Source organism: Neobacillus sp. DY30 (assembly GCF_030123065.1).
Lineage (GTDB): Bacteria > Bacillota > Bacilli > Bacillales > Cytobacillaceae > Neobacillus.
The window spans coordinates 782,834-805,663 of record NZ_CP126093.1 but is presented as its reverse complement, the minus strand read 5'-3'; the positions used below and the strand labels follow the sequence as shown (position 1 = coordinate 805,663).

The following is a 22,830-nucleotide window of genomic DNA, read 5'->3' as shown; positions in this document are numbered from 1 at the left end:
TATTGTCAATGCATACTTACAAATAGCTGCTATCTATTTTTCTATTGGGCTTCTTCCAATTTATAGACATCATTCAATTGGAATAGACGCATGTCACGCGGTAAAAAACTTCGTATTTCTTCTTCATTAAATCCTACCTGCAATCTTTTTTCATCGAGAATTAATGGCTTTTTTAATACACCAGGATTCTCATTAATAAGTTTATACAATTCTCTAAGCGAGAGAGATTCGATATTGATATTAAGCTTTTGGAAAGCTTTTGACTTTGTGGAGATAATTTCATCGGTGCCATCTTCTGTATAACGAAGAATATCCTTAATCTCCTCAACTGATAGCTTTTCAGAAAGGATGTTTCTCTCCTTATAAGGAATTTGGTGTTCATCGAACCAAGCCTTTGCTCTCCGGCATGAAGTACAACTAGGTGATAAATACAAAGTTACCATTATAAACACTCCCCTGGTGTTTTTTAGTGTCAACGCATATAAATTTGCATTCCTCATAAATCTTAAAACCATGTATCTCAAGTTAAAATATCTCGATTTAAGGATACCTTAATTATAGATCATCTTCTACATTTGTCAACAGTAATTTATTAAAACGCTCATGGTACGTCCGATTTTTCTTTCATCTATTATGACGGGTTTACCTACTGAAAAATTCAATTGATAAAATTAAAAGACTTAGTCCGCAGCCGCTTGGTATCAAACTGAACGAAAAAATGGCTTACATAAGAATGTAAACCATTTTTCTTTTGTAACGGTGCCGGATTTTTAATCCTCATCATTACTATTATTAAACATCCATATATATTCTGCCAGTTGTAAGACGGCCATTAACGTTGCCGCTACATAGGTCAATGCCGCAGCACCTAACACCTTTCGGGCAGCTCGTTCTTCATTATTTCTGATCAAACCAAGGCTTATCATATAATCTTTTGCCCGCTTACTGGCATTAAACTCAACAGGAAGGGTAATAATTTGGAAAGCAACCGCTGCACTAAAGGCAATAATCCCCACTAAAAGTAAACCTGGAATCTTAAAAAAGAAACCTCCTAAAAGCAATAATGGAGCAATCCCAGAGGAAAAATTCACTACTGGAAATAACCTATGCCTTGCAACTAACATGGGGTATTTCACTTGATCTTGAATCGCATGTCCAATCTCGTGTCATGCTACCGATACCGCTGCAACAGAAGTACCATGAAAAACAGGTTCTGATAATCTTACCACTTTTGAAATGGGATCATAATGATCCGTTAAAGTCCCGCTAATGGACTCAATGGGAACATCATATAACCCCTTTTCGTTAAGCATTTTACGGGCTGCTTCAGCACCTGTTAAACCAGACGCTGCAGAAACCTTCATGTATTTATTAAACGTTCCTTTTACCTTAAATTGTGCCCATAGACTTAATCCAAATGGATTAGTATGAGTATGGTCCAAGGTGTAAAAAACAATGCCTATTTCCCCCTTATCTTAAGAAATTTCCCTTAATTTATTTTATGAGATTCCCCATAAATTAAGTTTCATTCGTTCGTAAATATTAAGTGTACTAGCTTGCAAGTTCACAAGCCCATTTTAAGTTTCACATCATTATTTAAGGTTATCTGACTTAACCTCTTTGATATCTTCCTTTACTGCATCGCTTATACCATCAGTTGCTTTTTTAAACTCTCGAATGGTTTTCCCAAATGCACGTCCCACTTCAGGAAGCTTGTTTGGACCGAAAACAATAAGTGCTACAACAAGAATGATGATTAACCCTGGCACCCCTATATTGGATAACATACGTTCATCTCCTCTAACAAAATAGTAAATTTATGAAGCTAAAAATTTATCTAGAACCGACTTATTTTGATCTAAATTGATACTTAATACAGCACCAACACCGCCAAATCGTTCATCGGTATAAGAGTCCTGTACAGGAATCCGCAATGTTCTTAAATCATTGGATCGATTTGTAAGCAAGTCTTTTCCCAAAGATAGTAAGGTTGGCGTGTCCAAGTTGGTATCAATATATGGATCCACGACACCTAATATTTTAGGAAGTTTTAAAATATTGCCCATACTCATTGCCTCATCTTTTAATTTACCAATGACCTCTTGCTGTCTTTGAACTCGGCCAAAGTCGCTTAGTTTATCGTGCCTGAAACGGACGTACCCTAATAACTTATCGCCATTTAATGTTTGTATCCCAGGTTCAATAGTGGTCCCAATCCCATACGACATTTCATAAGGAACATCCACTTCAATTCCATTTGGAGCAATAATATCGGCAATTTTTGAAAATCCTTCAAAATCAACCACAGCATAGTAATTTATATCAACATCAAAGTTTTCCTTAATTGTTTTTCTAAGAAGCTCAGGTCCTCCATATGCATAGGCTGCATTTATTTTTTGCTTCCCGTGTCCAGGTATGTTCACATAAGTGTCTCTCATAATCGAAATCAATTTCGATTGATGATTCTCTTGGTCATAATGTGCAATCATGATCGTATCCGTTCTTGCATGTTCTTCACCACGTGTGTCACTTCCCAATAGGAGCACATTAATTTTTCCAAACTTCACATCTGCTCCCTCGAAAGCCTTCGCTGCTTGCTCATCATCTTTAAATCGGTCTTTGCCCGCAAGCGAAACTCCTTGCTGATATTGATACGCGGCATAAGCACTCACGCAACCAATTATTATTATAATAATGCTAAACAGGATCATTCTTTTTGATTTAACAAGCTTTTTCCTACGACGCATCCTACCCATGGTGCACCTCCCTGATTATTTTTTAATTACATCATGCTGCCTGTAATCACAGCAATTCCTATAATGAAACAATAAATCGAAAAATAGACTAAGTTTCCCTTCTCGACAATCCCCATAAACCACTTCAATGAAAAAAGCGAAGTAATAAGTGAAAAAACAAAACCAACAATGTATGGAAAAATCAGTGTATTTAACTGAGGATCTTTGACTAGATCCGTTGCGGATAAAATTAAACCACCAATACTAACCGGGATATAAAGCAAAAATGAAAATCGTAATGCCGTTTCCCGATTCATTCCTAGACCGAGACAGGCAATCAAAGTAGCTCCAGAACGGCTAATTCCAGGAATTAACGCAATGGCTTGAGCCATTCCAACCAAAAGAGCCTCAACGCTATTTACATCGTGATCTCCTTTTCCTCCCCGAAGATGACGAATAATCCATAAACCAAGTCCAGTAACCATTAATGTGATTCCAATAGTTAACAGTGATTTAAAATAGGCTTCAATTTGATCTTTCAGCAAAATCCCGATTACGGCAACCGGAATAGTCCCTATGATTAGATACAAAACAAATTTAAAATCATTCCTGGCATCCGTACTGCGGTCTCCCTTTACTAGAAAACGAATGGCATTATAAAAAAGTCGTTTAATATCTGTCCAAAAAATAATGACAACGGCAATTAATGAAGCAAAATTAGCGAAGACTTCAAAATTTAACCCTTGTAAATTCATTCCAAGCAGGTTTTGAAAAATAACCAAATGTCCGCTAGATGAAATAGGTAATGGCTCTGTTACTCCTTGTACGATTCCTAAAATGGCATACTTTATAAACTCGAAAAACAATTCCATTTAAAACTCCTTTTTAGAACTGATTACATAGATCCTTTTACTTTGCTGTTAATAAATTTGTAACGATGTGGACGGCCATCGCATCATCGATATAACCGAGAGGAAAAATGTAATCAGGCAGCACATCTACTGAAACAATAAAATAGATCAGAGCACTTCCAAGTAAGGCGAGTTGTCTTGGTGTCCCCTTTGCCGAGCGAAAATCCTCGTACATTTCCTTAAGTTGGCTAATAAATGGACCAATACTTCCGATTTTCTTAATCTTTTCTCCAAAACTTTTAAAGATGTTTTCTTTTCCATCCTCTGTCTGTGCATAGTGCTCAAAATGGACTAATTGCCGTTCAACATTTGCAATACTAAACTTATCATCTATTAATTTTGTAGTTTCAAGTAAATGTTCAATACTTTCAACAGACTTACCAATATCGGATGGTGGTATTGTCTTAGTGTGTTCCATTGTAAAACCTGTAAGTTCAAACAATTCCGAGATAGGAACTCCTAAACAGTCGGCGAATTTTTGCAAATGGGCAGGATTCGCTTTGCGTTTTCCGTTTATTATTCTTGATATAGTGGCAATGTCGATATCAGTGAGCTCGCTCAACTTTCTCATGGAAATAGACCGCTCTTTTAACAATCCTTTCAAAAAAAACCCAAGTTGATTATCTATATTTTTATCCGTCATAATTACCTTCCTTACGAATATTTTGTCATATTGATTACGGTTTAGCTTCTAAAATCAATTTGAAAGTCCTTGATAGAAATATATAAATATGATGACATTTTGTCAACGAATTTGCTTTTACGTTGTCAAACACGCTGTCATCAAAATAACATATTGACAAAAACTCAACAAACGATTTGCAGCTTCACGGATTTATTTTCCAAACATCATCATCTCCTTTGCCACGATTATTCTTACCCAAAAATTGAGACCCTCCTGTAAGGGGAGGGTCTTCACATTAATGGTATTTGGATTTGTGTCAGGTTTACTTATACAAAGGAACCTCCCATTTACTGCCTGCTTTTTCATAACGTGTTACAGAAAGCAGGTGTAAGGTTAACTCCTCAGGAACCTCATCGATATCATAGGACTTAATATTGAAATTTGTCTTATAGTGGTCATTCTCATCTTTTTCATCTAGAATCGATCCGCTATGATACGTAAGGAAGGCCTTTCCTTTATTGTCCACTAACGCCCAGGAGCCAAGATCAGAACTGCCAGCTTCCTTGCCGCCCTCCATTTTTATCGTAAAGATATTTTCAATTTCAATGGGTTTTAACGACTTACGAAGAGAAAACTTAAGATTCTTCTCTGCTTCCTTAATGGTTAGATAATTGCCTTCATATTCAAATGAGACGGGATGGTTCTTTAATTCTTTTGGTTTTATTTTTATTGAGAAATCGCTAGGCACGGTTTTCACGACGCCATCTAATACAAATGTTAGTTTGCCATCCTCCTTTTGTGGGATAAAGGATTCATTCCAAGCCACCTGCCCGATTTTCTCCATATCAGCACCTGAACCTTGGAGTACTCCTGAATCACTCGGGTGCCCCTTTCCTTCCAAAAAACTATTGTGATGGTAAACAGCTTTGTTTTCCTCGTTCTCAATATGGTATTGAATGGCCGTTCCATAGTTCGTAAAAGAATTGACAATTTCCTCACCAACTCTCTCTTTCAAATCCCTTATCTTCTCTTCTAACTTTGCCTGCTCTTCTTTCGAATAGGATGTTTCATATAATAATTCACTAGAGGAAGGAGCAAATCGAACTTCCTTCATGTTAATGTTCACGCCATTCATGATAGTTACCTTGCCATTTAATGAGAGTTTGGTCGTAAATTTATTTCTTTCTTTTAAATCAACCGGAATCTCTAACTTCCAATTTCCCTTAACACCGTCTAACTCTGCCAAATCAAATGTAATCTTAACTACCTCTAGATCCTCTTGTTCCCGCAGCGAAAATTCAATTAAGCCGTAATCACTTCCGTCCTGCCAGCCAAATCCAACCCCTTCAAGTCTTTTTCCATTTTGATCGCTGGCGTAGATTTCGTTCTTGGAATCCGCTAATTCGATATAGGAATCTCGAACTTTTCCTTTTTTATTAACGATTTGATAGGATAGTGCCACCCGGGAAGAATCGGCTACCAAATCTTCTACTCTTAATGTAAGCCCTTGATCTGTCACTTCACTATTGACCCGCTCTGCCATACCTGCATTTGAAGCTATTCTTAACCCTTCATCCACTTGTTCGGTTGCAAACAAACCACCAACCCACCTTGCAAAACTAGGATGCAGAGTGGTACTCAAACCCACAGCTAAAACCACTCCCGCTGCAAAAAGCATTCTTCGTTTCCAAGCAGGCTTTTTCGTTTGTTTTTCATAAGGATCAAGTTTAGTAAGAATATTGAAAGCAAAATCATCTGGAAGCGCCGGAGTTTGTAAGGTTTCTATTAAAAACTTCTGTTCTTCGTAAAGCTCCTCAACCATGTGCTTGCAATCATTGCAGCTTTCTAAATGAGCGCTGATGTCAACAAGCTCCTGTTCCGTCAGTAGGTTATCAACATATTGTGACAGTCTATCTATCGTTGGACAATTCATGAAAATACCCTCCCTCTCGTTTGACAGAATCTCTCATTTTTTTCTTTGCGCGATGAAGTTTATTCCGAACGCTTGAAACAGGGAGTTCACTCAACTCACTAATTTCGCTATAGCTCAATTCATTTACATAGCGCAAAAGAATAATCATTCGCTCATCTTCAGGCAAGGATGCAATCAACCGCTCAAGCTGGCGATTTTTCTCCTTTTTTAAGAAAATGACCTCTGGATGATTGGGGTTTATCACTTTTTCTTCTTTTATTTCTACTGGTTTCATTTTGTAACTCTTCTTGCGGAACTCATCCATACAATGGTTAATGGCCACGCGGTACATCCAATTAGAAAACGATCCATTATGATCGTATTTCCCAAGTTGTTGATACACCTTAATAAAGGCTTCCTGTACTAAGTCCTGTGCATTCTGTGGATTTCTTGTCATTCGTAAAATGGTTGCATATAACTGGTTTTTGTATTTATTTATAATGTGTGCATAGGCTTGCTTATTGCCAGATAACACTTCTTGAATCCACTTCCAATCTTCCTCCATAAAAACCTCCTGCTAAAACGATCATGCGCACGTCTCGCTTTTTCTTTCATCTATTATAACGAGCTCACTTGCTAAATAATTTCAAAAAAATAGATAAAAATAAAATGACTCAGTCCAAAAAAGGTGAACTGAGTCATTATATATATATATATTTTCAAGTACTTTTAAAAATATCATACATTGCTGCGTACTATCGTTGTCAGCTTTTTATCTTTAAAGGTAATAACACGATCTGCCATTCCTACAAATAAACCGTTATCTACTACTCCTGGTATAAGGTTTAGGTTTTTTTCTAACTCTCTTGGGTGCATTATTTCTTGAAAGCTGCTGTCTATAATATAGTTACCGTTATCTGTTAGATACGTTTTCCCATCCTTTTGCCGCAGCTTCAGACTTCCTCCAAGTTCCTTGATATGTTTTACTGTCATTTCGTATCCAAATGGTACGACTTCAATCGGCAGTGGAAAAGTTCCTAATGTATCTACATTTTTATCAGAGTCCGCAACGACAATAAATGTTTTAGCCGCTGCAGCAATGATTTTTTCTCTTAAAAGAGCACCGCCGCCGCCTTTAATAAGATTTAATTCGGGATCTACCTCATCTGCACCATCGATTGCAACATCAATTTGCTCAACTTCTTCAAACGATCCAAGTGGAATGCCAAGTTCTATCGCTAATTGTTCCGTTTGTTCTGAGGTAGGAACTCCTTTAATAGTAAGTCCCTGCTGGACCAACTGACCAAGTTTCATAATGGTATAAAAAACAGTAGAACCTGTACCTAGTCCAACCACCATGCCGTCTTTCACATACTCAACAGCTTTTTCTCCCACTTCTTTCTTCTCATTCAAGGCTTTGTCCCCCTTCAACTAAAGTTGGGATTTCTCCAATATTAATTTGTCCATTGTTTGTAACTTGTTCCCATGATTCCTACAAGATTTGTGTGTCAACCTAATTAAAATGACTCCGGTACGCATACCGGAGTCATTAACAGGTTAATACTATCGTCTTTTTTCAGACATTATTCTCTATTTTTTATAGGTGGACTTAAGCGTTCCAGTCAGCTGCGAATTTTTCAATTCCTTGGTCAGTTAACGGATGTTTTGATAATTGCTCAATAACCTTAAATGGAATAGTCGCAATATGAGCTCCAGCCAATGCCACACGTGTTACATGGTCAGGATGGCGGACAGATGCTGCAATGATTTGTGAATCTAAATTTTGAACACGGAACATTTGTGCAATTTTTGCCACAAGTTCTACACCATCTTCATTAATGTCATCTAAGCGGCCTAAGAATGGAGAAACATACGTAGCTCCCGCACGAGCAGCTAACAATGCCTGGTTTACACTGAAAATAAGTGTAACGTTGGTTTTAACACCTTTTTTAGTTAAATAGCGGCAAGCCTCTAACCCATCAAGTGTCATTGGAAGTTTAATCGTAATATTCTTATCTCCGCCGTTAATTTTAATAAGTTCATCTGCTTCTGCAATCATTTGTTCAGCAGTTACAGCATGAGGTGTTACTTCGGCTGATACAGACTCTACCTCTGGAACGGCATTTAAGATTTCTTCAATACGGTCTTCGAATTTAACGCCCTCTTTTGCTACTAATGAAGGGTTAGTTGTTACTCCTGATAACACGCCAATCTTATAAGCTTTTTTGATTTCATCAAGGTTTGCAGTATCGATAAAAAATTTCATTAACTATTTCCTCCAATTTATACATTATATTGCTTATTTTACATCTTTTCGACAGCATGTCCACTAAAAATTGTCTAAAATTTCACGTGCAAGGTGTCATCTTCTAGAAGAAGATAGCGTATTCTGAAGGACATTGCAATGACTGATGTTGCTATTTATGAGAGTAAAAGTTGATTTACTGGGCATTTTTATTCACTAAAGCAACGCAGAATCCCTTTAATTGCTACATAATTTCGATATTTCAAACAAAGCAATTTCAGTCAAATTCAATCAGCCATAAATTTTTAAGAAAAGGAACCATTACAGTAAAAAAATTTTTTGTTTCCAATACTTTTGCCATTTAAAAAGCTGATTTCGTCATTGATAATTTGTCCATTATCTAAAAAATTCACTCCATTGCGTTCATTACTTTTCTTTTCACTAAAGTGGTATATTTAATGAATGAGGTGGAAAAAACTATCCACAATCTAAACTGCAGTACTATAGGAGAGTTCATGATGAAAATTTATGTTGATGCCGATGCTTGTCCAGTAAAAGATATTATTATCTCTGAAGGTACGAATGCTGATATTCCTGTGATCCTGGTTACTAGCTTTTCACATTTTTCTACTGCGGAACAACCTTCAGGAGTGGAAACCATTTATGTTGATTCTGGAGCAGATGCTGCAGATTATCGGATTATGAAGTTAGCACAAAACGGGGATATCATCGTGACACAAGATTATGGTCTGGCTTCGCTTGGTCTAGCAAAAGGTTGTACGGTCCTTCACCACACTGGGTATAGCTATACCAATGAGAACATTGATCAATTATTACAATCCCGTTATCTGAGTGCAATGGCTCGAAAAAGCGGAAAGCGTACAAAAGGGCCAAAACCATTTACGGCAGAGGATCGGGAGAAATTTAGGAAGTATTTTAAAACTGTAATTTCCAGTTAAATATTATTGCCCCATGTCAAAGTCCTGTCAGGTTCTACTTTACCTACCTATTCCGCATTCCCTTCTCTATATTGAGTGGGAGTCCTCCCGGTTTCCTTTTTAAAGACTCTTGCAAAGTAGGAAGGGTCTTCATAGCCGATTGTCCAGGCAATTTCCTCCACGGATAAATTCTCTGTTTTTAACAAGTGTTTCGCTTGGTTTATTCGTAACATTTGCTGAAAAGCAGATAGAGTCATCTTCGTTTCTTCTCTAAATTTTCTCGATAGATGACTGGGATGGACAGATAATTTTGCAGACAATTCTTCTTTATTGATTGGTTTATTATAAAAACTGTGGATGTACTCAATCACCCGCCGGGTCATAGTAGTGTATTTACTTAATGTATTTGAAATTACTAAATCGCAATATTCCTCAATCATCCGATCTTCCAATTGATGAAGTGTTTCTACTTGATTCGCATTTTCAATTTCATAAGCAAATTTTTCTGAGATCCGATGAATCATAATCGCAGGTACATGACCGTTTCTTGCTGATGTACGCAGCAAGGTATTTAATATAACGGCCACATTTTTGAGCCGGCGTAACGGCTGATTTGGTAAGCGTTCAGAAAAAGAAAACAGCATATTCTTGGAATTGATCAGTGCCAGAGCCGTTTTTTTGTCTCCGCATTCTACAGCATGCATAAAATCCTTTTCCGTCTTATACCTCAATTTAACTATTTCGGCTTCTTCATCAACGTTAAGGTTTTCCTCCTGATCACGAGCAGAACTGGTGTTTTTTTCTGAAACAATGACTATTGGTGCTCTGTCCTGCTCCATCATATTGGTAAACTGCTGAAGGACACTTCCATAACTGCTTGCCTGTTCAACAGTTAGTACATAGATTTTATCTGCTATTAGCCTTAAATCTTCACTTTGTGTACTCGAGAGACGATATTCCTTTGATAAGCGGTATAGATTCGGTATCTTATCAAAATAAGGACCAATAATAATGGTATAGGTTTTCTCACTTTCACGGAATGAGTATCCGAAATAGTGTAAGTCCCATTCATTGATATAGGAAAATAACTGCCCCTGCACGATATTGTCATATAAAAATAAAATATCTCTCTCCCTTGAACCTGGCATGAATGCTGGTATCGTAATGGTTTCATGATGGTACACAAGCTCCCGATTTTGATGCAATACGTATGTATTTAAGTTGGTTATATGTTGGATTTTCATAGCTGTTGAGACGATCTTTGATTGTTCCAAGGTAACTTCCTCCAATAGAATTCGGCAAATAAAACCCATCCCTGTCCAGAAAATATCAAATTAGTCCTACTACTAAATCACACCCGTTCATTATACTAATTTTACATTAAAGCTTTCAAATCACGATATCAGAAATGTAAGCGTTAAAGAATAAATGATTTTTAAGATAGGAATTTGGGAAACTTAAGCAAAAGATATGCATACGGGAGTGTGGAAAACAACTATGAGTAATCAAAAACAAGTTCATTCTGATCACATACATTCACCTAATCAATCGAAAGAGACGAAATTAGCTAAAGTGTTAAGCGTGATCTCAGGAAGTTTTGCCCCGATTATCGGCGTTCTCGCTGGTGCTGGACTCTTAAAAGCAATGTTATCAGTTTTAAACACAATAGGCTGGCTGTCAAAAGAAAGTGGAGCCTATATTATTTTATCAGCAGCAGGAGATGCTGTTTTTCACTTCCTTCCATTGTTTCTCGGAATATCCATAGCACTTAAACTGGGGGCAAACGGATATGTAGGCGGTGTTATTGGAGCAGCTATACTGACTCCTGAAATCATGCACCTTGTAGAAAACGATGTGAAGACCATTGACTTTTTTGGCCTTCCTGTGCTATTAGCGGATTATTCTTCGACTGTTTTTCCAATCTTTATTGCCATGTTCGTTTACGCTTTACTAGATCGGTTTTTAAAGAAAGTGATTTATAAAGATATTCAAATGTTCATCAACCCAATGATTTCGTTAATCATTCTCGTTCCGTTGACGATGCTCGTGTTTGGTCCTATCGGGACGCTGCTGGGAGAAGGATTAGGTTCCGTCATTAATTTCCTAAGCGACAAAAGCGGACTATTAGCAGGGGCTGTTTTAGGTGCTTCATGGACATTCCTAACCATTATGGGATTGCATTGGACCGTTATCCCATTAGCTATTGCAAATCTCGCAACGGGTCCAGACCCTATAATTGCTATGGCTGCGGCAGCTCCGTTTGCTCAAATCGGAATAGGTATTGCTGTTTTTCTGAAAACACGCGATAAAGATCTGAAGGCGCTGGCAGCAAGTGGAATCGTTCCTGGTGCATTAGCTGGAACAACCGAAGCAATAAATTATGGAATCATCCTTCGTTATCGAAAAACCATGGTATATGTAATCATTGCTGCCGCAATAGGCGGGGCTATCAATGGCAGCATCGGTGTTGTGATGAATGATTTTGTCCTTCCAAGTGTACTTTCGATTCCTGCGTTTACACCGATTTGGGAATATTTAATTGGGATTGGCGCTGCTTTTGTCATCGGGTTTATTTTGACGTATCTTCTTGGATATGAAGGTAAAAATTCAAAAGTGGTTGATGGTTTTACCGAGAATATTTTTGGTGTAAAGCCGGAAACGATTAACAGTCCATTACGCGGAAAAGTTGTTCCATTAAGTGCGATTCGTGACCCATTGTTCGCAACTGAAACGGTAGGTAAAGGCATTGCCATTGAACCGGAAATTGGAAAAATTTACGCTCCTGTTGATGGTGTGATTACCACGCAATTTCCAACAGGACATGCAGTCGGCGTAACTTCTGAAAATGGTGCTGAGGTATTAATATATATTGGCCTTGATACGGTAAAGCTGAAAGGAAAATACTTTACACCGCATGTAAAACAAGGTGATCATGTGAAGCAAGGCGACCTGCTTATCGACTTTGAAATGGATCAGATAAAAGCACATGGGTATGAAACATCCACATTGGTTGTGATTACAAATACCGAACAATATATTGATGTTAATGCCACTACTAGTGGAAAAGTAGAACAAAATGAGCAGTTGTTGAAATTATCGGTTTAAGCATCCATTAAAGGGTTGGTCTCCATTGGACCAACCCTTTTTTATCTCATTCGTTTAAATCTTGGATCTAAATACTGTTTTTTAAAAATTTGTAAGTCTTACATTTTAGTCGCTTCCTTTTGGCTGTTTAATTTGTTCATCAAACGTTTGATTAGTTTTCAAAACCAGATGTACCAAGGCTTCTAACCAGTTAATCAAACGTTTGATTAGTTTATCACCCGATTTAATCAAACATTTGATTAATTTTTCTACTATTTATAATATTGTTTTCAACAAGTATTTTAAATTAATCCATCGTAAAATGCCTTGATTAACATTTTGCCTTTTGGAAAAATAAGTTTATAAAGTATAAGGCGGGTTGTCTATGAATGGTCAAAAGAGATTGAGAGATTACGGAGTGAAAATAGGTCGATTAGAAACCGGAAATTATAACTCCATTACGGATGTTGAAGGCGTTACTGTTGGACATGTAACCCTGAGCAGTAAGGAGATACAGACGGGGGTAACGGCTATTTTACCTCATCAAGGGAATCTGTTTAAAGAAAAACTTATTGCTTCAAGCCATGTAATAAATGGTTTTGGAAAAACGATGGGAACTATTCAAATCAATGAGTTAGGAACTCTAGAAACTCCAATCATTTTAACGAATACATTAAGTATCGGAACAGCTGCAGATGCATTGATCGAATATATGCTAGAACATAATCCGGAAATTGGAATAACAACAGGTACTGTAAATCCAATAATATGTGAGTGTAATGATATGCTGTTAAATGATATTAGGGCTAGATCTATAAAAAAGGAACATATTTTTCAAGCATTATCAAATGCATCACCCGTCTTTAACGAAGGAACTGTTGGCGCAGGTACAGGAATGCTCTGCTATTCGTTAAAGGGTGGGATTGGAACTTCCTCACGTACCATGGAAATGGAACATGGGACTTATACAATGGGAGTTCTAGTACTATCTAACTTTGGAATTTTAAGTGATTTAATGATAAACGGTAAGCCCGTTGGAAAAGAATTAAGAGATGCTATCCTTAAGTCTCGAGAGGAAGAGAAAGATAAGGGATCGATAATCATTATTGTCGCAACAGATCTCCCAGTTTCTGAAAGGCAGCTAAATCGTATCATTAAACGGTCAGTAACAGGTTTATCACGAACTGGATCCATCATAACAACTGGAAGCGGTGAAGTAGTGATTGGTTTTTCAACAGCAATGAAAATACCTCATGAAAAAACTTCACACTGCCTTTCACTATCTATGATTCATGAAGAAGATATGGACTTGGCTTTTAGAGCTGTCGGAGAAGCAACCGAGGAGGCTGTTTTAAATTCATTGGTTTCAGCAACACATGTTGTTGGAAGAGATGGAAATGAACGACCAGCTTTTAAAGATTTAATCGAAGAATATAAAATTAACATAACCTAATTGAAACAAAGAAAGCAGGAGCACTCTGGCCTGCTTTCTTTTTGTTTTATCTTTTTGAGTGAGCTTGATTATTATAGTTTATTATTAACTAAATTTAGTTAATTTGTCGACAGTCTGTAAGGACTGATACTGTCCTTTTTCAGATTTCTCTTGAAAATTAATTTGTTACATCAATCTCGTTAAAAGGATAAAATCGAAACTTCACTTCTCCAACAACGGAATCTTCTAAAATTAATCCGAACTCTCTACTATCTTTACTTCTGAGTCGGTTGTCTCCTAAAATAAAGAGATGTCCTTTTGGGACCTTTGAAAGTCCAGCAATATCGTGTAATGTAAAATCTTCAGTTATTTTATTAGATTTTATTTCTCTATTCACATAAGTTTCCTTATAGGGTTCTCCATTAACATATAGAATATCATCTTTCATTTTAATACTGTCTCCAGGTACGCCTATTACTCGTTTTACATATTGTTTATCTGCATCAGGTGCATGGAAGACTATCAGATCGAATCTTTGTATTGAAGATGTCTTAGATACTACAATCCTATTATTATTTTCAAGTGTCGGAATCATCGATTCTCCTTTAACAGTAACAGGGACAAAAATAAACTGACGACAAATGAAAACGATAATTAGAGCAAATCCAATTGATTTAGCCCAAGAAAATAATTCTTTCTTAATTTTTTTTTCCAAATTTACACCTCCAAAAATGTAAAACTTTGTATTTTCATTTATTTTAACACATAAATTTTATATTTTTTAATCATTTACATTACTATCCTGGATCCGTTGAAGTCTTTTCCTCCTCTCTATTTAAGAATTTTATAAGTCACAAATCATAATCATTACGTTTTATATTGACAGAAATTTCAAGGCATAGTATATTCATAAAGTGTAAAAAGGAATCGTTACGATTTATGTAAGTGAAATTCCTTTTTAAATAATTTTCAAAGGGTGATAAATATGAGTTGAGTTCTATAAATATTTCGGTTCTACCCGTTAGTCTTTTCCCCGCTATAATCATTAATTCATTGACTAGTAATATCCACGTACATATTCTGTGTTCATTCATAACTGGACTAATTGATTTACTGAAACAATTACGGATTGTGATTTTTAGCGAAAAAAAATCCGTTTTAAATCGTAATCGTTATTATTTAAGTGAATTATTATTGTAACGCTTATAATTTGACTCGGAAATACCACCCTTTGTGATCTTGTCATTTTATTAACTATTAAAAGGTAAAGGAGAGTTTTTATTTATGAAAAAAGCACTTATAAGATCAATCATTGCTTTTTCCTTTTTAGGTACGATACTGGCAGGGTGCCAAGAAAAAGTAGATACACCTGTTGAAAATACTACTTCTGCTTCTGAAACTGCAGAAAGTACCGAACATTCTCATAATCATAGCCATGTTCATAGTCACGATGATGAAAAAAAGCATGAAATATATTCCGGTATATTTCAAGATGACGAAGTTGAAGATAGAGAATTGTCAGATTGGGAAGGAGATTGGCAATCAGTCTTCCCCTATTTATTAGATGGAACTTTAGATGAAGTCTTACAGAAAAAAGTAGAAACAAACAAAGATAAGACCTTTAAAGAGTACAAAGAATATTATAAAGCCGGATATGAAACTGACATTGAACGAATTGTTATAAAAGCTAATACAATTACATTTTATAAAAATGGAGAAGGAAAAACAGGAGAATATACGTATCATGGATACGAAATTTTAACCTATGACTCTGGAAAAAGAGGCGTTCGTTATTTATTTGATTTAGTGGGAGAAGTAACTGGGGTGCCAAAACATGTCCAATTCAGTGATCATAGTATTTATCCAACAAAATCGGAACATTACCATATATATTTTGGGGATGAAGAGCATAACACTCTTTTAAAAGAATTAAATAATTGGCCAACTTATTATCCTTCAAATTTAAGTGGAAAAGACATTGTAGAAGAAATGAATGCACATTAAATGGCATAACCCATTTTTGAATTTCACTGAATAACTCTCACAAACTGCTTACTTATCTCAGTAATATTAACTTAGTTTTGGTGGAACAATAGTTTAAAGCAATATACTTCGAAAGGAGTTAAAAATGCAAAAACAAAACATCTTATTTAACCTTGATGACACATTATCATACTGTAATCGATATTTCAGCCTAGTAATAGACGAGTTCGCTGACCAAATGATGGCTTGGTTCGACTCGCTAACCGAGGAAGATATAAAACTGAAACAGCTTCAACTTGATGTTGCAGCTATTAGTGAGCACGGTCTTAAGTCAGAGCGGTTTCCCGAGTCCTTTGTTGGTACGTATAATTACTATTGCTACTTAACGGGAAGGGAAAAGAAAAATGATGAAATCCACTATTTAAGAGAACTGGGTTTTAAGGTATTTAAGTTCCCTGTTGAACCTATTCCGTACATGAATGAAACGTTACAACGTTTAAAAGACGATGGACATGAATTATATTTACACACAGGAGGAGACGAGGCTAATCAACGCAGAAAAATTTCACAGTTAGAATTGACTACATATTTTGAACACCGCATTTTTATATCGGAGCATAAAGATACAACAGCTCTTTCCAATATTTTAAAAACCATTAAGGCGGCCCCTGATGTAACATGGATGGTTGGAAATTCATTAAGAACGGATATTGTCCCAGCACTGGAAATGGATATCCATGCAATCTACATTCCAGCAGAAAATGAATGGAATTATAACATGGTTGAAGTTAACGTAGAGCATAATAGTGCTTTTTTAACAGTAGATTCACTGCAAGAGGTTCCTGAGGTAATTTATAACTGTATCCAAGAAGGATAGAATATGATCAAAATCAGCAATTCTCCTTATGAGAATTGCTTTTAATTTAGCAGGTTATACATAGAATCCCCTATTAGCCTTGATAAGGTCCGTCATGGTGAAACCATCGGCATGATGATACCTTAATCAGCACAAAATGACCAAGCGGAGTCGAACATCCTGACGTGTAGATAGGATCAGAATGACATGAAGAGATAGTCTTGTTGAACCAAGCAATACCATAGATTTCTTCATTAGAGTACTTCAAAGATTACTTCTAAGAATAAAAGAATATCACTCCTTCATTTCACCTTCCAACATTCAAAAAATATTTTTATAAAATACCCTGTCCTTTTTACAATTTTATTTATATATACAGGTTGAAGGGACCTTAACCAATCGGCCGGCTACTTGCGTCCTACGATCGCACCAAGGTCCCTTGAAAATAATTTTTGTACAGGGAGAGGTTTAGATGAGCAGGTTATTAATCAATGAAAGTCCCGTAATGATTATTCCAAGTCTAGCAGCTAAGATTGGTTTAAATGAGGCTGTGGTATTGCAGCAGATTCATTACTGGTTGGGAATCAGCAAGCATAAAATTGAAGGGAAAACTTGGGTTTATAATACATATGAAGAATGGCAGAAGCAGCTGCCATTTTGGTCGGTGAGTACCATTAAGCGGAGTATTCGCTCGTTAGAAATGCTAGGATTACTTTTATCCGATAATTGGAATCAGATGAAAATGGATAAGACAAAATGGTACAGCATTGATAGAAAAATTGCGGGAGTTTGAAGATAGCTCCTCGGAACCACAAACTCGTTCTATTGAGGAACAAACACCAGTGGAAGATCCAGAGAAAACAGAGGAATCAGCAGTCATTTCTCCGATGAAAAAGCAGATTCCGTATGCTGAAATTTTAGCCTATCTGAATGAAAAGACAGGGAAGAACTTTAAACTAAGTTCGATTAAAACGAGGGAACTGATTCAGGCTAGATATAGAGAAGGTTTTACTCTAGAGGATTTTAACCGAGTTATCGATTTGAAGTCAGCTGATTGGAAGTCTGACCCTGTTTGGAATAAGTTCCTGCGGCCGGAGACATTGTTTGGGACAAAATTTGAATCTTATCTTAATCAGAAGGAAGGTAAAAAGAAATTAACTGAGGAGGATTTTAACTTTGATGAATAAGAAAGAGCTTTATACGTTGATGGTACTAATTCAGGCCTATTATGAAAAGTTTCAATTTGATCAACAAAAGCTGGATGCCTGGCATATGGTGCTGCAAAAATATACGTATGAACGAGTACATGAGCAGCTATTAAATTTTGTGGTAGATTCGCCACATCCGCCGAAGATTAGTGATTTGGTCCAGAATACATCTTGGGGACGCGATATCCCTCGTGATTTTGTATTAGATTTAACTGATAACTGATGGAGAAAGAGACTAGGGATATGATTGACAGTCCGTTGTAACCCAAAGTAAATAATATAAATTTTGGATTGATAGACTTTTGTATCTCTTATGTAGCCCGTAAAACAGTCTATACAAACTGATATAAAATTCAATCAAACGTTTGATTAGTTTATGAATTTTATAAACAATAAAAAAAAGTCCCTTACATAAGAGTAAGAAACCTTTTATAGAGGTTTATAAATATAAGGTGAATAATTTTGTTTACTACCTTTATTTCCTCACTTTGATCGTGGTCGCAGGCTTATTTCAAAATTACCTGCGACACGCACTCAACGTGTGTCGTATGTTGGTCACTACATTAAATTGCATTAGGATTTGTAAAACGGTAGTGGATTACAAATTCTTGGTTTTCTTTTACTTCAATCCGTTCAATGATTCGATGTAGTAATTCTTCATTTAGTTCATTAAACTCAAGAATCCTATCCACGTATTTCATTAATTTTGCCGTTAACTGATTGTGATCATTGCGATCGTTGAGTTGTTTTTTTAATATCACTAACTTTTGCTGCAGATCTTGAACCTTTAAATTGTTTTCATCCGCAACTTGGCGGTAATCTTCCTGCTCAATGGTCCCTTGAGCCAATAATCTAAGAAGGTTTTTATTTTCTGTTTTTAATAATTCAATTTCATTACTAATTTTCTGTTCCCTTTTTCTAAAATCGTTCTCTATACTTTTTACTTTTTCGCTTGCCTTTTGAACAAAATCCGATTTATTTACTGCAACAGATGACATTTCTCTTAAATCTTCTAAAATAACATTCTTAAGCTGCTTTTCCCTAATTAAATGGCTGGTGCACCCATTTATCCCATGCTTGCGATATCTACCACAAACATATCCCTTACGATCATGCAGATACCATAAAGAAGTACCGCAATCCGCACAATAAACGATATTAGTGAATAGGTGCCTTTTTGCCTTAGGACGCTTATAATACCGAGATTTCATGATAGTTTTTACTGCTTCAAAATCTTCACGCGATATAATGGCTTCATGAGCATTTTGGACAACAATCCACTCGTTTTCGGAAATTAATTCTCTTGTTTTATCAATTGCGCTTCGTGTTTGGCTTCTACATTGAACAAGATCACCTACATAATGAGGATTTTGGAGAATCAATTTGACGGTTGTTCCGTGCCAAAACTGGCCAGCATTCTTTTTTTGTGCAATGGTAGCTGGAGTGGGATATTTTCTTTTATCCATTTCTTTGGCGATGGATTCAATCCCTTTTCCTTGTAGGTAAAGGCGGAAAATGGCCTTTACCGTCTCTACAGTGCTTGTGTCCCCAACAACCAATTGCTTATTGACTACTTTGTAACCATACGGTGGATTGGAACCTTTAAATTCTCCTGCTTTTGCCTTTTGTACTAACGCAACTTTGATCCTCTTTGATATGCGCTGGCTTTCTTCTTCATATAACCAGGCGTATAAGCCAAATTTATCCGTATTATCCTCTAGTGTATTTATAGCACCGTCTAAAGTGATAAAATGAACACTCGAAGACCTTAAGATTCTCTTAAGTTTATAAGCCAATTCCCCATTGCGAGCTAGACGGGATAGTTCCTTGGCTAAAATACAGTCGAATTTTTTCTTTTCTGCATCCTCAATCATTCTTTGGAAATTTTCCCGATTGGCTGTTGTCCCACTTTCAACATCTATATAAAAATCGAATAATCCCCATCCCTGTTGACCCATGTAATGTATAAACAACCGTTGTTGATTTTCAAGACTAGTGGCTTGTTCTTCTTTATCAGTAGATACTCTGATGTAAACGGCACATCTCATTTTGAAATCATCCTCCAATTTGGGATGTGGCCGCGTGTGTGTTCTAATTATACCCATAATTGGCTCTCTTTTTTAACTTGGTCATCAATTTCCAATATATATATTTCTAGCTCCGTCTCAATAAATGAACTTAATATGTCCTTTAGTATCCTATCCCCGCTAAATTTTCTTTCTATTTTGCTCATAACTATTCCCCCGTTATTAACTTGATAATTTATACTGAATGGCACATAGGAGTTGTTATATCCTGAATGCCATTCAGCTTCTTTTGAACTTATCTTCTAATTCTTATTTTTGTTGATTTTGGAATTAATCATTGCTTACTCTTCGATTTCATCGATACCGATATCACGTGTAAATGATTTTGTTTCAATCCAGTTTTCTGTTTTGGTCCGAAGCTCTGCAATGGTCATGTTATTGTAAATAACCTCAACTTCATTCTCATCTTCTGCCTCAATCACCAAATAACCATCTTGATAAATAGTGAACGCAATTTCAAATTTTTTCATTACTATATCCTCCAATTCTCTTAGCAAGAAAAATCATCGTTATATGTTGCTTCCGTTGGTTCCCATATTGAGTTGGTAGCATTCGACAACTTCCTATATAAACCCAATTATTATTGGTGATGTGAATATCCACTCAGTGATGGTAATTTTAGGGACAGAACCTAGCTTGATTTCATATACAAGTTGCGCCGTGCATGTATTTGACTAAGGGCGTCCGCCGTTCAGGAGTTGCGGTGACCGCGATTCTGTAGCAACCCTTGAATTTAGTACATTAAAAATTTGATGGCGCCTAATGGTGCAGGTTAACATTATTTGCTACTTGATCATTAATTTTTTCCGATAATCATCTGTAAACAAATCAATAAATTTTGTATTATTATATAGACGGCTATAGACTCTTTCTCCCACTGCCACGGGTAGGTCAGTTTCCGTCAAGTTGCTGGTATAAATAGTCGGAAGTCCAATCCGGCTATTTACTACCTCGAAGATCATTGATTTCCTCCAATCATCATTTCCCCCTTTTGCTTCAGATCCTAAATCATCAAGGATAAGGAGATCTAATTTTTTTATATCTTCGAATATTTTTTTCTCTGTTTTGCTTGCTCCATTTTGATAAGTAGCTTTGATTTTTGATAGCAACTGACCAGTTGTTAAAAACCCTACAACAATCCCTTTTTCTTTAACTGTTCTTGCAATAGCAGCGCAAAGGTGTGATTTTCCAGTTCCCGGGTTTCCCATGATTAATAGATTATGTCGTTCATCTATATTATCAATAAAGGTTTTGGTGTACTGTACAGCCTCTTTTTTCGCTCTTAAGTTAACATTGTTTGTCTCTAGATAGTTCTTAAAACCAGCATTCCTTAAATCATTCGGAAGAATAAAATACTCTGACATCAATCGGGCTCCTATTTCTCTTATTTGCTTCTCCAAACTCTTATTCTGATATTCTTTAAGTACCTCAACTTCCCTACATTTGGTGCACTTAGAAATCTCACCAACCTGAATCCAATCGTCATCTGTGTTAAGGCGAAAATATACCGCTCCAGTCCCATTTTTTCCGCTTTGAAAACAACCAGGGCACATTAGCATTCCAGCCTGGAATTTCGTTTCAAACTTCTGTCCCTTTAATTTAGGTACAGAACGCATAACAAATTTTCTGTAAATATCATCCATTCCCTTAGATAGAAAGCTGTTTGCGCTTTGCATACACGTTCCCCCTAGTAAGGCATTTCTGCCTCTATTTCTCTTAATTTAAATAAGTCTTCATCTGTTAAGGTTTCCGGCTCATTCCAATGGTCAGGCCGTTTTAATGATATCTGCTGCGGGCTTTTGTTAACGTGCTTTACCTTTTGATCAAACTTTGCATTGAAATCCTGAACAGCTGTTAAAGTGAAAAGACCCGAATTGTGTAAGCTGACCAAAATAGATTGAATATATTTGACTGGTTGTTTAGGTGAATTTAATTTTGCCCTTTTAATCACCTCACAAATAATGGCTTCAGGTTCTTGAAACCGACTATTATGAACCCATTCTTTAATTTGATTCGAGAAGGCCCCTGATTGGAGAAGTCCAAAATACTTTTCAAATTCTTTGGAAGGATTAGGCTGGTCCATATGCTCATCATTAGTTTCTTTAATATTTTCTTTTTTTCTTTCTTGGTTGTCAGTTTCACCAAGGGAAGCTTTGACGTTTTCACCTATGTCACCACTGTCTATTTCACCAATCGTTGTTTTACCAATGGCTGTTTTACCAATCCATGTGTCATGATTTTTATTAAAAGAAATTTTTCTGTAACTGCCGGATTTAATATCCTGGATAATCACTCTCCTTTCTTCTAGACTCTTTAATTCGCGCTGAATTTGTCTTAGATCACAACCGGTTGCCTGACTTAAAAACTTCAAAGACAAACGATGTTCTTTCCTTTTAAATCCGTAAGTATATCGCCAAATAACAAATAGCAGACGGTATTGGGTTGGGCTCAATTTGATTCTTGCCATTTGTTCAAATATTTCATTAGCCATCATTGTGTAACCATTCTCCAACTGTACGTCAGCCATAATACCTCACCCTCAAATTAATCTAGTAAGTCACCAGAGAATCATTCATTTGCTTTTCCTCCTTTTGATATCCAATTTGAGAGTTGTTCTGGTTCTATCCTTATTTGCCTGCCTAAGTACACTGCAGGTAAGATTCCTTTTCTAACGAGTGCATATGCCCTATCGCGGGAAACACCTAAAATCTCAGCAACTTCATTCATTCTTAACAAATTCAATTTAAATCACTTCCTTTCAACTTAGTACAACTCTAGAATACTAGGACGACAAAATAACAAGAAGACCCTTAG

At 36.4% G+C, this 22,830-nt stretch carries 25 protein-coding genes and 1 pseudogene; 8 read left to right on the top strand and 18 right to left on the bottom strand.

The annotated features are described in order from the left end of the window. Positions 1-41: 41 nt before the first annotated feature. The 10 genes and pseudogenes from spxA to fsa all read right to left on the bottom strand — a co-directional run bounded on the left by spxA (position 42) and on the right by fsa (position 8,449). On the bottom strand, positions 42-443 hold the full coding sequence (gene spxA / locus QNH29_RS03755; protein WP_283863513.1) for a transcriptional regulator SpxA: 402 nt from the start codon (positions 441-443) through the stop codon (positions 42-44). A 327-nt stretch (positions 444-770) separates the two neighbouring features. After that, positions 771-1,456, bottom strand: a pseudogene (locus QNH29_RS03750) (zinc metallopeptidase). A 136-nt stretch (positions 1,457-1,592) separates the two neighbouring features. Further along, positions 1,593-1,787: a twin-arginine translocase TatA/TatE family subunit gene (locus tag QNH29_RS03745; protein ID WP_283863512.1), complete on the bottom strand. Its 195-nt coding sequence runs from the start codon at positions 1,785-1,787 to the stop codon at positions 1,593-1,595. 30 nt (positions 1,788-1,817) lie between these two features. Continuing rightward, entirely contained in the window at positions 1,818-2,711 is an 894-nt protein-coding gene (locus QNH29_RS03740) for an LCP family protein (protein WP_481858815.1), read from the bottom strand. A 71-nt stretch (positions 2,712-2,782) separates the two neighbouring features. Further along, positions 2,783-3,607, bottom strand: a complete 825-nt coding sequence (locus tag QNH29_RS03735; protein ID WP_283863510.1) for an undecaprenyl-diphosphate phosphatase — start codon at positions 3,605-3,607, stop codon at positions 2,783-2,785. 37 nt (positions 3,608-3,644) lie between these two features. Further along, a complete protein-coding gene (locus tag QNH29_RS03730; protein ID WP_283863509.1) occupies positions 3,645-4,289 on the bottom strand; it encodes a helix-turn-helix domain-containing protein in 645 nt (214 codons plus the stop codon). A gap of 304 nt (positions 4,290-4,593) precedes the next feature. After that, complete coding sequence (locus tag QNH29_RS03725) at positions 4,594-6,204, bottom strand: anti-sigma factor family protein (protein ID WP_283863508.1); 1,611 nt, start codon at positions 6,202-6,204, stop codon at positions 4,594-4,596. Further along, positions 6,182-6,748, bottom strand: coding sequence for an RNA polymerase sigma factor (locus QNH29_RS03720; RefSeq protein ID WP_283863507.1), 567 nt, complete (start codon positions 6,746-6,748; stop codon positions 6,182-6,184). The genes QNH29_RS03725 and QNH29_RS03720 overlap by 23 nt, the downstream gene beginning before the upstream one ends. A 173-nt stretch (positions 6,749-6,921) precedes the next feature. Continuing rightward, positions 6,922-7,596 carry a ribose-5-phosphate isomerase RpiA gene (gene rpiA / locus QNH29_RS03715; protein WP_283863506.1) on the bottom strand — a complete coding sequence of 225 codons (675 nt, stop codon included), beginning with the start codon at positions 7,594-7,596 and terminating at the stop codon, positions 6,922-6,924. Between the two features lie 196 nt (positions 7,597-7,792). Then, on the bottom strand, positions 7,793-8,449 hold the full coding sequence (fsa, locus tag QNH29_RS03710) for a fructose-6-phosphate aldolase (protein WP_283863505.1): 657 nt from the start codon (positions 8,447-8,449) through the stop codon (positions 7,793-7,795). A 497-nt stretch (positions 8,450-8,946) separates the two neighbouring features. On the opposite strand from fsa, the gene QNH29_RS03705 reads away from it, so the two are divergent. Continuing rightward, entirely contained in the window at positions 8,947-9,387 is a 441-nt protein-coding gene (locus QNH29_RS03705; protein ID WP_283865525.1) for a YaiI/YqxD family protein, read from the top strand. 47 nt (positions 9,388-9,434) lie between these two features. Here the strand turns inward: QNH29_RS03705 and QNH29_RS03700 are convergent, their stop codons facing one another. Continuing rightward, entirely contained in the window at positions 9,435-10,640 is a 1,206-nt protein-coding gene (locus QNH29_RS03700; RefSeq protein ID WP_283863504.1) for a helix-turn-helix domain-containing protein, read from the bottom strand. Positions 10,641-10,863: 223 nt separating this feature from the next. Between QNH29_RS03700 and QNH29_RS03695 the strand changes: the two genes are divergently transcribed. After that, entirely contained in the window at positions 10,864-12,471 is a 1,608-nt protein-coding gene (locus tag QNH29_RS03695; RefSeq protein ID WP_283863503.1) for a glucose PTS transporter subunit IIA, read from the top strand. Between the two features lie 364 nt (positions 12,472-12,835). Beyond that, positions 12,836-13,903, top strand: a complete 1,068-nt coding sequence (locus tag QNH29_RS03690; protein ID WP_283863502.1) for a DmpA family aminopeptidase — start codon at positions 12,836-12,838, stop codon at positions 13,901-13,903. A gap of 157 nt (positions 13,904-14,060) precedes the next feature. Here the strand turns inward: QNH29_RS03690 and lepB are convergent, their stop codons facing one another. Continuing rightward, positions 14,061-14,597, bottom strand: a complete 537-nt coding sequence (lepB, locus tag QNH29_RS03685; protein ID WP_283863501.1) for a signal peptidase I — start codon at positions 14,595-14,597, stop codon at positions 14,061-14,063. A 569-nt stretch (positions 14,598-15,166) separates the two neighbouring features. On the opposite strand from lepB, the gene QNH29_RS03680 reads away from it, so the two are divergent. From QNH29_RS03680 to QNH29_RS03665, 5 genes are all read left to right on the top strand, one after another. Continuing rightward, entirely contained in the window at positions 15,167-15,886 is a 720-nt protein-coding gene (locus tag QNH29_RS03680; protein WP_283863500.1) for a metal-binding protein ZinT, read from the top strand. A 124-nt stretch (positions 15,887-16,010) separates the two neighbouring features. Next, positions 16,011-16,742 (top strand): HAD family hydrolase, encoded by a 732-nt coding sequence (locus QNH29_RS03675; RefSeq protein ID WP_283863499.1) that lies wholly within the window; start codon positions 16,011-16,013, stop codon positions 16,740-16,742. Positions 16,743-17,193: 451 nt separating this feature from the next. Further along, the gene (locus tag QNH29_RS30295; protein ID WP_349654885.1) at positions 17,194-17,514 is read left to right on the top strand and encodes a hypothetical protein; all 321 of its coding nucleotides are present in this window, start codon (positions 17,194-17,196) and stop codon (positions 17,512-17,514) included. Beyond that, a complete protein-coding gene (locus tag QNH29_RS30290; RefSeq protein ID WP_349654884.1) occupies positions 17,489-17,908 on the top strand; it encodes a conserved phage C-terminal domain-containing protein in 420 nt (139 codons plus the stop codon). The genes QNH29_RS30295 and QNH29_RS30290 overlap by 26 nt, the downstream gene beginning before the upstream one ends. Next, entirely contained in the window at positions 17,898-18,152 is a 255-nt protein-coding gene (locus tag QNH29_RS03665; protein ID WP_481858774.1) for a replicative helicase loader/inhibitor, read from the top strand. The genes QNH29_RS30290 and QNH29_RS03665 overlap by 11 nt, the downstream gene beginning before the upstream one ends. 340 nt (positions 18,153-18,492) lie before the next feature. Here QNH29_RS03665 and QNH29_RS03660 read toward each other — a convergent pair whose 3' ends face one another. The 6 genes from QNH29_RS03660 to QNH29_RS03635 form a co-directional block, all read right to left on the bottom strand. Next, positions 18,493-19,977, bottom strand: coding sequence for a recombinase family protein (locus QNH29_RS03660; protein ID WP_283863498.1), 1,485 nt, complete (start codon positions 19,975-19,977; stop codon positions 18,493-18,495). A gap of 47 nt (positions 19,978-20,024) precedes the next feature. Continuing rightward, on the bottom strand, positions 20,025-20,162 hold the full coding sequence (locus QNH29_RS03655) for a hypothetical protein (protein ID WP_283863497.1): 138 nt from the start codon (positions 20,160-20,162) through the stop codon (positions 20,025-20,027). A gap of 135 nt (positions 20,163-20,297) precedes the next feature. Beyond that, entirely contained in the window at positions 20,298-20,486 is a 189-nt protein-coding gene (locus QNH29_RS03650; RefSeq protein ID WP_283863496.1) for a hypothetical protein, read from the bottom strand. Positions 20,487-20,801: 315 nt separating this feature from the next. Then, entirely contained in the window at positions 20,802-21,692 is an 891-nt protein-coding gene (locus tag QNH29_RS03645) for an ATP-binding protein (RefSeq protein WP_283863495.1), read from the bottom strand. An 11-nt stretch (positions 21,693-21,703) separates the two neighbouring features. Then, positions 21,704-22,543 (bottom strand): replication protein, encoded by an 840-nt coding sequence (locus QNH29_RS03640; protein ID WP_283863494.1) that lies wholly within the window; start codon positions 22,541-22,543, stop codon positions 21,704-21,706. 41 nt (positions 22,544-22,584) lie between these two features. Beyond that, positions 22,585-22,743 (bottom strand): helix-turn-helix domain-containing protein, encoded by a 159-nt coding sequence (locus QNH29_RS03635; RefSeq protein ID WP_283863493.1) that lies wholly within the window; start codon positions 22,741-22,743, stop codon positions 22,585-22,587. Positions 22,744-22,830: the final 87 nt, after the last annotated feature.

What these genes read in the sequence shown, in the direction of transcription:
- QNH29_RS03740 (WP_481858815.1), bottom strand. Translation starts at nt 2,711, where the DNA reads ATGATCCTGTTTAGCATTATTATAATAATAATTGGTTGCGTGAGTGCT.
- QNH29_RS03635 (WP_283863493.1), bottom strand. Translation starts at nt 22,743, where the DNA reads ATGAATGAAGTTGCTGAGATTTTAGGTGTTTCCCGCGATAGGGCATAT.
- QNH29_RS03690 (WP_283863502.1), top strand. Translation starts at nt 12,836, where the DNA reads ATGAATGGTCAAAAGAGATTGAGAGATTACGGAGTGAAAATAGGTCGA.
- QNH29_RS03745 (WP_283863512.1), bottom strand. Translation starts at nt 1,787, where the DNA reads ATGTTATCCAATATAGGGGTGCCAGGGTTAATCATCATTCTTGTTGTA.
- QNH29_RS03735 (WP_283863510.1), bottom strand. Translation starts at nt 3,607, where the DNA reads ATGGAATTGTTTTTCGAGTTTATAAAGTATGCCATTTTAGGAATCGTA.
- fsa (WP_283863505.1), bottom strand. Translation starts at nt 8,449, where the DNA reads ATGAAATTTTTTATCGATACTGCAAACCTTGATGAAATCAAAAAAGCT.
- QNH29_RS03645 (WP_283863495.1), bottom strand. Translation starts at nt 21,692, where the DNA reads ATGCAAAGCGCAAACAGCTTTCTATCTAAGGGAATGGATGATATTTAC.
- spxA (WP_283863513.1), bottom strand. Translation starts at nt 443, where the DNA reads ATGGTAACTTTGTATTTATCACCTAGTTGTACTTCATGCCGGAGAGCA.
- QNH29_RS03725 (WP_283863508.1), bottom strand. Translation starts at nt 6,204, where the DNA reads ATGAATTGTCCAACGATAGATAGACTGTCACAATATGTTGATAACCTA.
- QNH29_RS03695 (WP_283863503.1), top strand. Translation starts at nt 10,864, where the DNA reads ATGAGTAATCAAAAACAAGTTCATTCTGATCACATACATTCACCTAAT.
- QNH29_RS03680 (WP_283863500.1), top strand. Translation starts at nt 15,167, where the DNA reads ATGAAAAAAGCACTTATAAGATCAATCATTGCTTTTTCCTTTTTAGGT.
- QNH29_RS03705 (WP_283865525.1), top strand. Translation starts at nt 8,947, where the DNA reads ATGAAAATTTATGTTGATGCCGATGCTTGTCCAGTAAAAGATATTATT.
- QNH29_RS03660 (WP_283863498.1), bottom strand. Translation starts at nt 19,977, where the DNA reads ATGAGATGTGCCGTTTACATCAGAGTATCTACTGATAAAGAAGAACAA.
- QNH29_RS03640 (WP_283863494.1), bottom strand. Translation starts at nt 22,543, where the DNA reads ATGGCTGACGTACAGTTGGAGAATGGTTACACAATGATGGCTAATGAA.
- QNH29_RS03730 (WP_283863509.1), bottom strand. Translation starts at nt 4,289, where the DNA reads ATGACGGATAAAAATATAGATAATCAACTTGGGTTTTTTTTGAAAGGA.
- QNH29_RS03720 (WP_283863507.1), bottom strand. Translation starts at nt 6,748, where the DNA reads ATGGAGGAAGATTGGAAGTGGATTCAAGAAGTGTTATCTGGCAATAAG.
- QNH29_RS03655 (WP_283863497.1), bottom strand. Translation starts at nt 20,162, where the DNA reads ATGAGCAAAATAGAAAGAAAATTTAGCGGGGATAGGATACTAAAGGAC.
- QNH29_RS30295 (WP_349654885.1), top strand. Translation starts at nt 17,194, where the DNA reads ATGAGCAGGTTATTAATCAATGAAAGTCCCGTAATGATTATTCCAAGT.
- QNH29_RS03675 (WP_283863499.1), top strand. Translation starts at nt 16,011, where the DNA reads ATGCAAAAACAAAACATCTTATTTAACCTTGATGACACATTATCATAC.
- QNH29_RS03650 (WP_283863496.1), bottom strand. Translation starts at nt 20,486, where the DNA reads ATGAAAAAATTTGAAATTGCGTTCACTATTTATCAAGATGGTTATTTG.